Source organism: Isobaculum melis (assembly GCF_900111355.1).
GTDB lineage: Bacteria > Bacillota > Bacilli > Lactobacillales > Carnobacteriaceae > Isobaculum > Isobaculum melis.
In genome coordinates this window covers 1-13,533 of sequence record NZ_FOHA01000009.1, presented here as the reverse complement: position 1 = coordinate 13,533, position 13,533 = coordinate 1, and the positions used below count along the sequence as shown (strand labels likewise).

The 13,533-nt window shown below is 37.2% G+C and carries 12 protein-coding genes and 1 pseudogene; 7 read left to right on the top strand and 6 right to left on the bottom strand.

Going from position 1 to position 13,533, the window contains the following annotated elements:
- The first annotated feature begins 135 nt into the window (after nucleotides 1-135).
- The 4 genes from BMW29_RS07910 (at nucleotide 136) to BMW29_RS07895 (ending at nucleotide 5,259) form a co-directional block, all read left to right on the top strand.
- Complete coding sequence (locus BMW29_RS07910) at nucleotides 136-1,062, top strand: dipeptidase (protein WP_092652161.1); 927 nt, start codon at nucleotides 136-138, stop codon at nucleotides 1,060-1,062.
- A gap of 23 nt (nucleotides 1,063-1,085) precedes the next feature.
- Entirely contained in the window at nucleotides 1,086-3,191 is a 2,106-nt protein-coding gene (locus BMW29_RS07905; protein WP_092652159.1) for a CocE/NonD family hydrolase, read from the top strand.
- A gap of 106 nt (nucleotides 3,192-3,297) precedes the next feature.
- Nucleotides 3,298-4,329 (top strand): tyrosine-protein phosphatase, encoded by a 1,032-nt coding sequence (locus BMW29_RS07900; protein WP_177165718.1) that lies wholly within the window; start codon nucleotides 3,298-3,300, stop codon nucleotides 4,327-4,329.
- 108 nt (nucleotides 4,330-4,437) lie between these two features.
- Nucleotides 4,438-5,259 carry a MerR family transcriptional regulator gene (locus tag BMW29_RS07895; RefSeq protein WP_092652155.1) on the top strand — a complete coding sequence of 274 codons (822 nt, stop codon included), beginning with the start codon at nucleotides 4,438-4,440 and terminating at the stop codon, nucleotides 5,257-5,259.
- Between the two features lie 96 nt (nucleotides 5,260-5,355).
- On the opposite strand, the gene BMW29_RS07890 is transcribed toward BMW29_RS07895, so the two are convergent.
- Genes BMW29_RS07890 through BMW29_RS07880 form a run of 3 tightly spaced genes read right to left on the bottom strand, consistent with a single transcriptional unit; the run spans nucleotide 5,356 to nucleotide 8,175 of the window.
- The gene (locus BMW29_RS07890; RefSeq protein WP_092652153.1) at nucleotides 5,356-6,573 is read right to left on the bottom strand and encodes an ABC transporter permease; all 1,218 of its coding nucleotides are present in this window, start codon (nucleotides 6,571-6,573) and stop codon (nucleotides 5,356-5,358) included.
- A gap of 17 nt (nucleotides 6,574-6,590) precedes the next feature.
- Nucleotides 6,591-7,283 (bottom strand): ABC transporter ATP-binding protein, encoded by a 693-nt coding sequence (locus BMW29_RS07885; RefSeq protein WP_092652151.1) that lies wholly within the window; start codon nucleotides 7,281-7,283, stop codon nucleotides 6,591-6,593.
- 16 nt (nucleotides 7,284-7,299) lie between these two features.
- Entirely contained in the window at nucleotides 7,300-8,175 is an 876-nt protein-coding gene (locus BMW29_RS07880) for an efflux RND transporter periplasmic adaptor subunit (protein WP_092652149.1), read from the bottom strand.
- Nucleotides 8,176-8,392: 217 nt separating this feature from the next.
- Here BMW29_RS07880 and BMW29_RS07875 point away from each other — a divergent pair, with 217 nt between their 5' ends.
- A complete protein-coding gene (locus tag BMW29_RS07875) occupies nucleotides 8,393-9,127 on the top strand; it encodes a metallophosphoesterase family protein (RefSeq protein ID WP_092652147.1) in 735 nt (244 codons plus the stop codon).
- Between the two features lie 52 nt (nucleotides 9,128-9,179).
- Here BMW29_RS07875 and thiD read toward each other — a convergent pair whose 3' ends face one another.
- Together thiD and BMW29_RS07865 are read right to left on the bottom strand one after the other, a co-directional pair.
- Nucleotides 9,180-9,995 (bottom strand): bifunctional hydroxymethylpyrimidine kinase/phosphomethylpyrimidine kinase, encoded by an 816-nt coding sequence (gene thiD, locus BMW29_RS07870; RefSeq protein WP_092652145.1) that lies wholly within the window; start codon nucleotides 9,993-9,995, stop codon nucleotides 9,180-9,182.
- 71 nt (nucleotides 9,996-10,066) lie between these two features.
- The gene (locus BMW29_RS07865) at nucleotides 10,067-10,933 is read right to left on the bottom strand and encodes a Cof-type HAD-IIB family hydrolase (protein ID WP_092652143.1); all 867 of its coding nucleotides are present in this window, start codon (nucleotides 10,931-10,933) and stop codon (nucleotides 10,067-10,069) included.
- Between the two features lie 110 nt (nucleotides 10,934-11,043).
- Here BMW29_RS07865 and BMW29_RS07860 point away from each other — a divergent pair, with 110 nt between their 5' ends.
- Together BMW29_RS07860 and pta are read left to right on the top strand one after the other, a co-directional pair.
- Nucleotides 11,044-11,724, top strand: a complete 681-nt coding sequence (locus BMW29_RS07860) for a uracil-DNA glycosylase (RefSeq protein WP_092652141.1) — start codon at nucleotides 11,044-11,046, stop codon at nucleotides 11,722-11,724.
- Nucleotides 11,725-11,898: 174 nt separating this feature from the next.
- On the top strand, nucleotides 11,899-12,879 hold the full coding sequence (gene pta / locus BMW29_RS07855) for a phosphate acetyltransferase (RefSeq protein ID WP_092652326.1): 981 nt from the start codon (nucleotides 11,899-11,901) through the stop codon (nucleotides 12,877-12,879).
- Between the two features lie 177 nt (nucleotides 12,880-13,056).
- Here the strand turns inward: pta and BMW29_RS13975 are convergent.
- Nucleotides 13,057-13,533: pseudogene (locus BMW29_RS13975) on the bottom strand (TMEM43 family protein); the annotation flags it as partial.

Here is a 13,533-nt window from a genome sequence, read left to right as displayed (position 1 = left end):
TACGTACTTTTCCACCCTATCATAAGAGAATTTCAGTGTCAATGTCAGAATTTTCAATAAATACTAGTAATTCTACCAGAAGAAAATTATAATGTACAAAAGGCTTATAAGCTAAAAAAGAAGGTAGGGATTCAAATGGAGACAATTGATTTACATTGTGATGCATTATTAAAGCTTCAATTAGGAAAGGGCCAGCTTTCTTTTTCAACTAGTAAAGAACTAGATGTCAACTTAGAACGTTTAAAACAAGGAGGCGTTAAAGTCCAAGCCTTTGCAATTTATATTGCACCAGAAGTTTTAGTAGAAGATAAATTTGACCATGCTTTAGAACAAATTCACTATTATCAAGAAGAAGTATTAGCGAAGCATCCTGAAATGAAGCAAATCAAAAGCTGGGAAGAAATCCATCACTTAGCTCCAGGAGAAATTGGGTCATTTTTAACCCTAGAAGGTGTCGAGCCAATTGGCAATGATTTAACAAAGCTCCATCAATTATTGGATTTAGGCGTACTTTCCGTTGGCTTAACTTGGAATCCTGCCAATTTAGCAGCAGATGGCATTATGGAGCCACGAGGTGCTGGCTTATCCAAATTGGGCTATGACATTGTCACAATTTTAAATGAACGCAAGGTCTTAACTGATGTTTCTCACTTGAGCGAACAAGGCTTTTGGGATGTAATGGAAGCCGCACACTATCCAATTGCCTCCCATTCAAATGCCCGTGCAATTTGCCGTCATGTTCGCAATTTAACCGATGCGCAAATTCTTAAAATGATTGAAAAGGATTGTATGATCCATGTGATTTTTAATCCTCCGTTTACAGTCGATGAAGGAACTGCAACAATTGCAGACTTTGTGAAGCATATTCAGCATATCGTCGATCTTGGAGGCATCAAAAATATTGGCTTTGGCTCCGATTTTGATGGGATTAGTAGCCATATCGAAGGACTAACCCACTCAGGCGAAATCCCTAACTTATTAACCTACTTAGAAAAAAATTATACAACAGAAGCCATCGCGGGCTTTGCAGCTCAAAATTTCATGCAGCATTTACCTAAATAGAACATGTGAAGGAGGTTTTATCAATGGCAGAATATCAATTGATTCAATTTGGTGTCATTCAAGCCTATTTTAAGATTCAAAAAGGACAGAAAACACAAATAAAAATGTTAACAGTTGAAACCGGGCAGCTTGGTGATTACCGATTCATTACCGAAGCAGATGCGCATTACTTTACAACCAGTCTAAAATATCCTTTGGCTGATTTATTAGAAAGGATGGCGCAGCTACAGTCTTATCCTTTTTCCCCAACGGAGCAAAAGCTGACAACAGATTGGCAAGGAGTCTACCATCGTTTAGATGAACAGCTCTGGGTAGAAAGAGAGAAAAAATTTCCAATGGATATTTGGACGGTCAATCAGCAGTTTAGAGGAGTTATTTTGCCTAATTCACAAAAAATATCTTTTCTAATGGAAGTAGGCTATCCACAGCATCCTTTACTAGCAGAATGGGAGAAGAGTGTTCCCAAAATCATCAAAGAGCATCCTTATGGGATTCAATTTCAACAAAGTGAGCTAGTACCAATGCGGGATGGTGTCCATTTATCAACCTGTGTGATGTTGCCAAGTAAAGGAACGCACTTTCCTGTTATCTTTATGCGCACCCCATATGGGAAAGAAGAGGCCATGATTGCGCACTATCCTTATGTTCAGCTTGGCTATGCAGTTGTCTTACAAGATGTACGTGGTCGAAACCTATCAGAAGGAGATCCATATATCCCAAAAATCTATGATCAACCAGATGGCGATGATACCTTAAATTGGATTGCTGCACAAGAATGGTGTAATGGTGAAATAGGGATGATAGGGGCTTCTTATGGTGGCTATGTCCAGTGGGCGGCAGCTGCAAGTGGTAATCCACATCTTAAAGCAATGGTTAGTATTGTAACCGCAGGCAGTCCTTTTGTTGATTTACCAAGAAAAGGCGGAACCTTTACTTCAGGTGGAATTGCCCTTAATTTTGGTTTAGCCTCTAAAAAGTTCGACCGTACAAAACTGATGAGAGATGATTGGGATGAATTGATTAAGATTCGTCCAATTCAAGACATTCCTGTTAAGGGACTGGGCTTCCGTATTCCATTTGTTGAGGAACAATTGCAGCATCCAGCCTATGATACTTTTTGGGGAAAAGCCAATTGGCATGCCAAAAAAGAGCAGATTCAAGCACCAGCGATGGTTGTCTCAGGCTGGTATGATGACAACTATGGTGGGACAACCGAAGCCTTAGATGTTGTAGCAGATTATCCACGAGATAAATGTAAAATTATTTTAGGACCATGGCTACATAATGGCAATACAAACCGTGATATATGTGGCATTTCTATGGGCGATAAAGCAATTAGACACGATTTAGATTTACAATATATCAAATGGCTGAATCACTTTTTAATGGGGGAAGAAAATGGCATTACAGCAGAAAAAAGTGTCGATTATTATACAATAGGTGCAGGGGAATGGAAACAAGCTGAAACTTGGCCACCTACCAATATTCAGTTAGAAACCCTTTACTTTCAATCGAATGGCCAGGCAAACTCAGACATACAAGCAGGGCAATTAGTGACACAACAAAGTGACACAAATGAAGTCGATCATTATTTATATGATCCAGAAAATCCAACACCACATCTAATCGATTTATCTGAAAATGAGCTATCTTGTCCAGATGATTATGCTACGGTAGAATTACGACCAGATGTCTTGACCTACACAACAGCACCATTTGCTACTGCCAAAACAGTGACAGGAAGTGCTACAATTTCCTTTTATGCTAGCTCTACTGCTGTCGATACAGACTGGGTTGTGAGATTATGTGAAGTCACACCAGAAGGAAAATCAATTAAATTAGCAGATGGCTTTTTAGGTGCAACTTTTAGAGAAAGCTTTACAGAACCAAGCCTATTAACACCAAATCAGGTTTACTTATATGAAATTGAAACCGCTAGAATTTCAGCCGAAATACAAGCAGGTCATGCCTTAAGAGTCAGTATCACATCCAGTGCTGCAAACTATATTTTCCCAAATAGCAATACAGCAGAAGGCTTTAATAGTGGCATCAATCTTGTTGCAGAGCAAACGATTTATCATAACCAACAATATCCATCAAAAGTAGTGATCCCAATAGAAAAAGACTGACACCTCTCACTATAAGAGTGATGATTGAAAATGACTCAAATTGATACAAATAATGGTCATTTATTGTATACTTAAAGAAAAGTATGAATCAGAAAGGTTTGATTTCATGTCTATTCTAACAATCAATAGAGAAAACGGTTTATTACACATCCAAGTGAATCCAACAAAACCGATTGCGACAATCCAATATGGTACACAATTAAAGGCATTAGCAACAGATCTTTTGCTAAATCAAGACCAGCTAACAGCAACTTTACCGATCGAAGCACCACGATATTATTTTCGAATCAACTTTCAAGATGGTACTGAAAAAATCGAAGCCGAGCGCCTAGTTGATTTAACAGGTACAAATAATTTTAGAGATCTTGGTGGTTATCAAACCAAGGATGGCAGACAAGTTGTTTATGGTCAGCTTTATCGTTCAGATGCCCTCAACCAATTAACCGCTCAGGATTTAATCTATCTGCAAGAGAACTTAAATATACATGGGATTATCGATTATCGTAGTGAACAAGAACGAGCAAAAGAACCAGATAGACTGTGGGAAAATGTGAATGTACTTTTATTAGATCCCAATGCAGTGATGGCTGAGCTAGCATCTGAAACAGGTCAGCCTAAGCATACCTATCATCTCTCATTTGTAGAAAGATTACAGCAACAAAAAGAGACAGAAATGATTCGTGGCCTAAAAGACAAACTCATTCAGCAATACCGTGATTTTATTTTAAGCGAAACCTCAAGAAAGGTCTATCGTGAAGTGATCAAAGCACACTTAACAGATGAACTGGTTCCTATCGTTCAACATTGTAAAGGTGGAAAAGATCGGACAGGCTTTGGTTCAGCGCTACTCTTACACTTATTAGGTGTGCCAAAGGAAACGGTCATGGCAGATTTTTTACTTTCTGACCAATACAGAGCCAAGCACATTGCTTCACGAATGAAGCAATATCAGGAATACACAGATGATGTTGTTTTGCTAGAAAATTTAAAAGCTCTTACATCAACAGAAGCAAGCTATTTAAATGCCTCCTTTGAACAAATTGAGGCGAGCTATGGCGACTTTTTGACCTTTGTAAAAGAAGGACTTGGCGTGACTCATGAAGAAATCGAACAATTAAAAGCAAAATATTTGATTTAAAACAGCATATCGCTTAACAAGAACAGCTCATAATTCCCTTGTAGAATGGTGGGCTGTTTTTATGCTACAATAAATGAAAGCTTTCCCAACTTAATGGAGGTAAGGAACATGTTTAAAATTGGCGACTTTTCAAAATTAGCCAGCATCAGTGTCCGGATGCTCAGACATTACAATAAAATCGAGCTGTTGATCCCAGAAGTAGTAGATGCAGATTCAGGCTATCGCTATTATTCTGCTCAACAATTACAGACAATCAATCAAATAAAAACATTAAGAGACATGGGCTTTAGCCTAGGTATTATTAAAGAAATTATAGAGACCAATGCAGATGTTGACATACTAAAAAAATATTTTGCCCAAAGAGAAGCCGAGCTAAAAGCAGAATTAACGGCATTAAATCAACAAAATAACATGCTGGAAAGCGCTCTAAAACAGCTCAAAGAAAATACCTTTAAAATGAATTATCATGTACAATTAAAAGAACTTCCTGCAAGAAAAGTGATTAGTGTCAGACAGCAAATTCCTAATTTTGAATCTGAAGGCAAGCTTTGGACGATTTTAGCAGCTGAGGCAACCAAACAACAAGTGAAATTTTCCTCGAATCCTTATACAATGGCGATTTTTCATGACCAAGAATACCAAGAGACTGAGATAGATGTGGAAATCCAAATGGCAATTGAAGGACAATTTAAAGAAGAGGCACAAGTAAAATGTTTTGAGGCACCTGTAGTTAAGGTAGCGAGTGTCATGATGAATGGCAGCTATGAACAGGTAACTGCAATTACCGAGACGGTTGCCCAATGGATAGAAGAAAATGATTATCAATTAGATGGACCAATGTTTAATATTTATCATGTTTCTCCTGGAGAAGAGATAGATTCTGACCAATGGGTAACGGAAGTTTGTTTTCCTGTTAACTGCTTTGAGTGAGATTGAAAATAATAAAGAAAAAATGACCTGACACTCTGATGATAGAGTATGAGGTCATTTTTTTTACTAGAATAACATGAAATATTCAATCAAGCTTTATTCATAACGCAATGCTTCAATTGGATCAAGCTTCGCAGCTTTTCTAGCAGGATAAATCCCAAAGAAAATTCCAACTGCACTTGAAAATAGCAGGACAAGAATAACAGCACCTGGCGTAATACTAGGTACAATATCTAGTGCACTTGCTACACCATTTGCAAGTAGAATACCTAAAACCAATCCAATGATACCACCAATCAATGAAAGAATCACAGACTCCATTAAAAATTGGAAGAGAATCGTATTGGTTGTGGCACCTAAAGCTTTTCTAGTACCAATTTCTCTTGTTCTTTCAGTCACAGAAACTAGCATAATATTCATAACGCCAATCCCACCAACAACTAAAGCAATCGCCGCCACAGCAGCAATAAAATTAATAAACAAGCCTAAAACCGAATCGATTTGATCCAGTGATTGCAAGAAGTTGGTTGCACTATATAAATCATCGCCGACTTTTTCATGTCTGGTTTCGAGTAAGCGCACCATCTGCTTAGAAACACTGTCAATATCATCCTTGGAGCTAACTTTAACCGTAACACTATCAAGATTACCTAATTCAGGATTCAGTGTTTCAAGGGTGGTTAAGGGCGTAGCAATAAAGACAGGCATATTTTCAGCATCAAAGAAGCCAACAGTTGATTCTTGGCTACTAGCAGTTACGCCAATAATTTTTAAGCTAAGGGCTGTTCCCCGATAACTTATATTGATTTTTTCACCAACAACATCTTTACGCCCATTAAATAAAACCGTTGCGCCATCCTCTGAAATCACAGCAACATTTTTCGCATCATCATATTCATTTTGATTAAAGTAGCGTCCATAAACAAGATTATTTTTCATCGTTTGATTCGTAAACTGCAAGTCAGTTGTGCCACCATAGGCAATAACCGATTTATCAGAAAAATCAGATGTGATTGTGCCAGCTAGTCGTGCATCAGGGGAAATATAATCAAGCTTTTGAATACTGTCTTTCATCGTTTGAAGATCAGCTTTTGTGATGTAATCCGCTTTGATAGCCTTGTCACTAACCGATAAGGAAATTGTTGAAGCACCTAAATCATTAAATGTACCTGTAATTTGGCTTGTTGCACCATTTCCCACTGCTAAAATCGCAATCACAGCTGTAATCCCAATAATAATTCCTAACATGGTTAGAAAGGAACGCATTTTATTCGCAAAAATACTATCTAACGCCATTTTAAAGTTTGCTTTCATTATTGCTTTCCTCCCGTCTATAAGATTATCGGATTTTCTACTAATTGATCATCCATTAAACGTCCATCTTTAAACGAAACAATCCGTTTGGTATATTGAGCAACATCCGGTTCATGGGTGACCATCACAACCGTCGTCCCATCAGCATTTAAATCCTGGAAAATTTTCATAATTTCAAGTGTTGTTTTTGAATCTAAGTTTCCAGTAGGTTCATCAGCCATTAAAACAGCTGGCTGATTCACAATCGCTCTAGCAATCGCCACACGCTGCTTTTGCCCACCAGAAATTTCGTTTGGTTTATGCTTCACACGATTTGCTAAGCCAACCTTTTCAAGAGCAATCATGGCACGTTCATGACGTTCCTTAGCAGAAACCTTAGCATAAACCATCGGCAACTCAACATTTTCTAAAATACTCATTCGAGGCATTAAATTAAAGGATTGAAAAACAAAGCCAATTTCCTTATTTCTAACATGAGCACTTTCATTATCTGTTAAACTAGAAACATTTTGTCCATTTAAAATATAGCTTCCTTCATCAAAGCGATCCAGCAAACCTAAAATATTCATCATGGTCGATTTCCCCGAACCACTTGGTCCCATAATGGAAGTGAATTCCCCTTTTTTAATTTGTAAAGAGACATCGTTTAAAGCAATGAGCTCTTCGCCACCAGTATGATAGATTTTTTTCACATTTTTTAAGTCAATCATCTGCTTCACCGGTCCTTTACTTTTCTTTGATTAATGCGCCATCTGATAGTTTTTCATCAGGAGAAAGAACAACCTTTTGTCCCTTTTCTAACCCAGTTTTCACTTCAATTTTAGTATCTGATTGTAGACCAGTTTCAATGGTTACTTTCTTAGCAACAGCCTTTTTATCTTTATTTTCAGAAGCGATATAAACATAAGGCTGGTTGTCTTTGTCGTAAAGAATGGCTTCAACTGGAATTGCCAACACATTTTCAACAGTATTTGTGGTTACCGTGGCATCTATCGTGAAGCCTGCAATTAAATCAGTTGGCGCTTGATCAAAAGAAATCACAGCGGGTAAGGCCGTTACACTACCAGTAGCACTTTGTGAAGTTACAGCAACTGGATTGACTTCAGTCACATGACCTGCATATTTTTCACCTGCATTCGTTAAGACTACCACTTGATCTTTTTTGATTTTACTTGCTTCAGATTTCGAGAGATTTACCTCAACTTTAAGTGTTTCCAAATTAGCAAAGCTAACAGCAGGTTTACCAGATTGTGCACCTGTATCTACCTCATCATTTTTGACATTTAAGGCAATAATTTTTCCATTAAAAGGTGCTTTTATTTCTGTACCGTCCTTGTAAGTCAGCACAACATCATCTTGATTGACAGCATCTCCAACACTGAATTTTACTTCATTGACGATACCTTGACCGTAAACATCTTTGGTTTCATTTGGAACAAGTGTCCCAGTTAAGGAAAGCACCTCAGAAATATTTTCTTCAGTTACAGTTCCAGTTTTAACAGTATCAATTGTTTCTGGTTTTTGATTGCCAAACACATTAAAGCCAATAAAGGCAACAATTGCTAGTGCTACAACAATTCCTAGTATTTTTTTGATGTTCATTTTACTCATCCTTTCAAATTCGTTTTCTACCTAATAAATCATATCAAAAAATAGAGAAAATGTAATGAATCATTCACTTCTTTCATTGATTAGTAACAGTCTATTCGTTTTAAGCTGAGAAGTCCAACCTAATGAAGAAAAGATGCACTAAAAAGAAAAAAAAGTAGCTGGATTCTGCATAAACCGTGTATAATACAAATGAGGAGTGAGTGCTAAAATGAAAAATAAAGTGTTTGCAATAGGAGACATTCATGGCCAGATTCAACTTTTTGAAGAGATGCTTACATATTGGAATGAGGCTGAGGAGCAACTTGTTTTAATGGGAGATTTAGGGGACCGTGGAGAAAACCCTAAAGCTTGCTTCGAGCTAGGAATGAAATTAGTGAAAGAAAAGCAAGCAATTTACTTAAAAGGAAATCATGAAGATTTGCTCTTAAACTTTATGGCAACCCCAGAAGAACGCTATGAAAACTATGTAAGAAATGGTGGGGTTGCAACGATTGAAAGTTTGCTAGGGGAAACGATTGGTTCAGAAGAAAGTGCCACACAAGTCAGAGATCGATTGCAAGAGAAGTGTGCATCCTTATTCACCTTTTTTGAAACACTACCCTTATATCAAGAATGGGGCGATTTTATTTTTGTTCATGCTGGCGTTGATTTAACACTTGCTGATTGGAAAGAAACACCTACTAGAGAGCTGATGTGGATTCGTGAGCCATTCCATCAAGGAAAGAATCAAACAGGCAAGACGATCGTTTTTGGGCATACCGTAACAAATACCTTACATCAAGCAACGAAAGATTTTAGTATTTGGCAAAGTGATGGAAAAATTGGGATAGATGGCGGTGCCGTTTATGGAGGCGTCTTACATGGCGTGACTTTTGCAAAAGACCATCTTGAAAAAATTGTCACACTAGAAAATAAAGGCTTTGCTTGGCAGGGAGAACAATAAAAATAGCACATAAAGTAAAGGGAAATCTTTACTTTATGTGCTATTTTTTATTCTATGCTTTACTCAAACGATACCCTGCATGGAAAACAGGTCCAACATATTCATTAAATTGATATCCAGCTTTAATCGCTTCCGTCACAAAATCTTTCGCTTTTAACACAGCCTCCTTAACAGAAAGCCCATTTGCTAAACCACCAGTGATCGCAGCTGCAAACGTACAACCAGCACCATGATGATAAGCTGGATTAATTTTGTCAGTTTCTAAAATCAGATAGTCATTGCCATCGAACAATAAATCAATCGCTTTGCTACCATCTAACGCTTTACCACCTTTAATCACCACATTTTGCGCACCAAGCGCATGGATTTTTTTAGCAGCAACTTTCATCTCTTCAATGGTTGATAGCTTACCCAAACCAGATAAAACACCTGCTTCAAATAAATTAGGTGTTGTCACAGTTGCTAAAGGAATCAATAAATCTCTTAAAGCATCTGCACTTTCAGGATTTAAGACTTCATCTTCCCCTTTACACACCATCACAGGATCAATCACCACATTTTGTTGCTGATTTTCTTGAATCATTTTTTCAACAACCTGAATAATCTCAACACTACCGAGCATGCCAGTTTTCATTGCATCCATTGGACCACCAGCTAAAATTGTTTTTAATTGCTCAGCAACTAAGCTAGCTGCTACTGGATGGACATGATGATGCCAGCCATTATCGGGATCCATTGTCACAATCGTTGTTAAGGCACTAAAGCCAAATGTATTGTATTCTTCAAACGTTTTAAGGTCAGCTTGTAAACCAGCGCCACCACTGGAATCACTACCTGCAACTGTTAATGTTTTTAATACTTTATTCAAAAAAATTCCCCCTTTAAATAGCTTCATGATTTGCTTTATTCTCACTTGTTTTATTTATCAACAACAACATTTTAAAGCTTTTCATTAATGACACGGAAAATGGCTTCTGCAACCCCATTATCATTATTATCAGAAGTAACATATCTTGCTTTTTTTTTCACTTCTTCCTCAGCATTTCCCATGGCAAAACTAACATCTGCTGCCAGTAACATCGAAACATCATTAAAATTATCCCCGATTGCCATTACTTCAGACATTGGGATATCAAGCTTATGTGCCACTTTTGTTAACGCAATGCCTTTTTGTGCTTTGACATGATTGATTTCAATATTGGTTTGAGAAGAAGCTGTAATCGCTAAATGTTCCATGTCTGCTAATTCAGCTTTGGCACCAGTTAATTTATCCGGTGTTGTACTAAATGCCAACAATTTCAAGACCTCAATTGCAGGATCATCCACGATTGCGTTATAATCATCTATATAGTTAATATTAATAATTTCTGGACGAGCAGCAGCTAAGGCTACACCCATTTTGTACGAAACATCCGAATTTAAACGCGTAATCAAAGCCGCAACAGATTCAATTCGTTTCGCTTGATCATTTGAATAAATCCCTTTTGAAGTGACCAATTCAGCATAAAGATTGTGCTTTTTGAAAATGGCAAGAATCTCATGCACCGTTTTCTTTTCAAGCCCAATTGTCTCGATAATTTTCCCTTCACCATCAATTGTTTGTGCCCCATTTAACGTAATTAAAGGACAATTAATCCCTGCTTCCTGCAGCAGTGGCCAAGCTTCTGAGTAGCCTCTACCTGTCGCAATCATAAACTTAATCCCGTGTCTTTCCGCTTCTTTGATGGCTGCGGCGTTGATGTCTGAAATCACCATTTTTTCATTTAATAAAGTCCCATCCATATCTGATGCAATTAATCGAACCATTTGACGTCCTCCTAAAAGTTATTCAACTATAGTCTACCATTAAATGCCAAAAATGAAACAGCTGACAACTTGTTTTTTGAAACAAACTGACCTAGAAAGAAGGAAACCTCATGAAAAAAATCATCCAAAATAGCTGGCAAGACATTTTACAACCTTATTTTGAAACAGATGCCTATCAGCATTTAAGAACCTTTTTAAAACAAGAATATCAAACCCAAACGATTTATCCTGATATGTACCATATCTATGAAGCTTTACAACAAACACCTTATGAAAAGGTCAAAGTGGTTATTATTGGTCAGGATCCTTACCATGGACCTCAGCAAGCCCATGGGATGAGTTTTTCTGTTCAACCACAAGTTGCGATTCCACCTTCCTTACAAAATATTTATCAAGAATTAGAAAGTGATCTTGGAATTCCACCAGCATCTCATGGTCATCTAACTGCCTGGGCAACACAAGGGGTACTCTTATTAAATAATGTGCTCACTGTTAGACGCAATCAAGCACATTCTCATAAAGGCAAAGGGTGGGAAAACTTTACCCAGTATGTCATTGAACGCTTAAATGAGCGAACTGAGCCAATTGTCTTTATTCTTTGGGGAAAAGCTGCAAAGGAGAAAGCCACTTTCTTGGATACAGGGAAACATTTTATCATTTGCTCCTCACATCCTAGCCCCTATTCTGCTGACTATGGATTTTTTGGCTCTAAACCTTTTTCAAGAACAAATACATATTTACAACAAGCAGGAATGGAACCAATTGATTGGCGTATTCCACCACAAAAGTAATACAGCAGGCTATCTTTGCTAAATCTGTATTATAAACAAAAGTTATCGTAAGTATAAGTTAGGGTTATTATCATAAAAAATAAAGAAACAGATGAAAATAACTGTTATTTTATCGTAGAAAATAGTATGATAAAGAGGATGAATTTTAAAAAACAATTAACGGAGGTTAACATTGTGGAATTATTTGATAGCTTAAAAGCAAAAATTACAGGGAAAGATACACGTATTGTTTTTCCAGAAGGTAACGAACCAAGAATTATTGGTGCCGCAGTAAGATTAGCAGCAGAAGGCTTATTAGTACCCGTTTTATTAGGGAATGAAGCAGAAATTAAAGAAGTAGCAGCACAACGTGGTTTCTCTGTGGATAATCTTGAAGTGATTAACCCAGAAACTTATTCAGAGTTTGATGCAATGGTGACAGCTTTTGTAGCGCGTCGTAAAGGAAAAGCAACAGAAGAGCAAGCGCGCACTATTTTAAAAGATGTGAACTACTTTGGCACAATGTTAACTTATATGGGCTTAACAGATGGCATGGTCAGTGGTGCTGTTCACTCAACAGGTGATACAGTTCGTCCTGCTTTACAAATTATCAAAACAAAACCAGGTGTGAGCCGTACAAGTGGTGCTTTCATTATGCTACGTGGTCGTGACAATGAAAAATATTTATTCTCAGACTGTGCGATTAATGTCAATCCAAATGCCCAAGAATTAGCTGAAATTGCTGTAGAAAGTGCAAAAACAGCTGAATTATTTGATATTGAGCCTAAAGTTGCAATGTTAAGCTTTTCAACCAAAGGTTCTGCTAAAGCAGAAGAAGCAACAAAAGTAGAAGAAGCAACGAAAATTGCCCAAGAATTAGCGCCTGAATATGAAATTGATGGTGAATTACAATTTGACGCTGCCTATGTCGCTTCAGTTGGCCAACAAAAAGCACCAGACTCAAAAGTAGCTGGCCAAGCAACTGTTTTTGTTTTCCCAGAATTACAATCAGGAAACATTGGCTATAAAATTGCCCAACGCTTTGGTAACTTTGAAGCAATTGGTCCGATTTTACAAGGCTTAAATAAACCTATTTCAGATTTATCTCGTGGTAGTAATGAAGAAGACGTTTATAAATTAGCGATTATTACATCTGCACAAGCATTGATGAATTAGTCTTAAAAATGAAAAAAGAGTAGGGGAATAGTCAGTTTGGAAACTGCTCAATTCTCCCACTCTTTTTTTATTTTATGCGCACAAAAACAGCTCTTCTTGTTGTGATTAAAAGGACGAAACAAAAAAATATCTTGGCGAGCTTCAGTTCATTGTTCTGAATTTCACCAAGATGTTTTTTTAAAACTCTTTTCGTTTGATGACTTGAGCATTGATAACAATCGAACAAGCAATCAGTCCTAAACTAATCAGTATATAAGGAATCAAGGCTTTACCAGTTAGGCCATTTAAAGCCATATTTTGTGCTAAACTGAAGAAGTCAAAGTATTTTAGTTCAGACCATTTTGTAATTAATGCAATAATTTGAATCAGCATTGGATAAATTGCAATAAAGATAGTGGCTAAGATACTGCTGTTAAAGCTAATTAATAGAATCGTTGCCAAACTTAAGATGACACTAATACAGAACGAGATAGATAATGTCGCAAATACAATATCTTGCAGTAACGTACCCACTTGAAGATTATCCATTCCATATTTGATGAAAGAGAACACAAAGGTTGAACCAAGATAAAGCATTGTACCAAGTATCACAGTTAACAGTTGCGAGAAATATTTAGATAATACAAATGTGATACGACTCACACCTGCAGTTAA

Bases quoted from the DNA above. Each gene is read 5' to 3' on its own strand.
- BMW29_RS07900 (WP_177165718.1), top strand. From the start codon at position 3,298: ATGTCTATTCTAACAATCAATAGAGAAAACGGTTTATTACACATCCAA.
- BMW29_RS07865 (WP_092652143.1), bottom strand. From the start codon at position 10,933: ATGGTTCGATTAATTGCATCAGATATGGATGGGACTTTATTAAATGAA.
- BMW29_RS07885 (WP_092652151.1), bottom strand. From the start codon at position 7,283: ATGATTGACTTAAAAAATGTGAAAAAAATCTATCATACTGGTGGCGAA.
- BMW29_RS07905 (WP_092652159.1), top strand. From the start codon at position 1,086: ATGGCAGAATATCAATTGATTCAATTTGGTGTCATTCAAGCCTATTTT.
- BMW29_RS07890 (WP_092652153.1), bottom strand. From the start codon at position 6,573: ATGAAAGCAAACTTTAAAATGGCGTTAGATAGTATTTTTGCGAATAAA.
- BMW29_RS07880 (WP_092652149.1), bottom strand. From the start codon at position 8,175: ATGAACATCAAAAAAATACTAGGAATTGTTGTAGCACTAGCAATTGTT.
- BMW29_RS07860 (WP_092652141.1), top strand. From the start codon at position 11,044: ATGAAAAAAATCATCCAAAATAGCTGGCAAGACATTTTACAACCTTAT.
- BMW29_RS07875 (WP_092652147.1), top strand. From the start codon at position 8,393: ATGAAAAATAAAGTGTTTGCAATAGGAGACATTCATGGCCAGATTCAA.
- BMW29_RS07895 (WP_092652155.1), top strand. From the start codon at position 4,438: ATGTTTAAAATTGGCGACTTTTCAAAATTAGCCAGCATCAGTGTCCGG.
- BMW29_RS07910 (WP_092652161.1), top strand. From the start codon at position 136: ATGGAGACAATTGATTTACATTGTGATGCATTATTAAAGCTTCAATTA.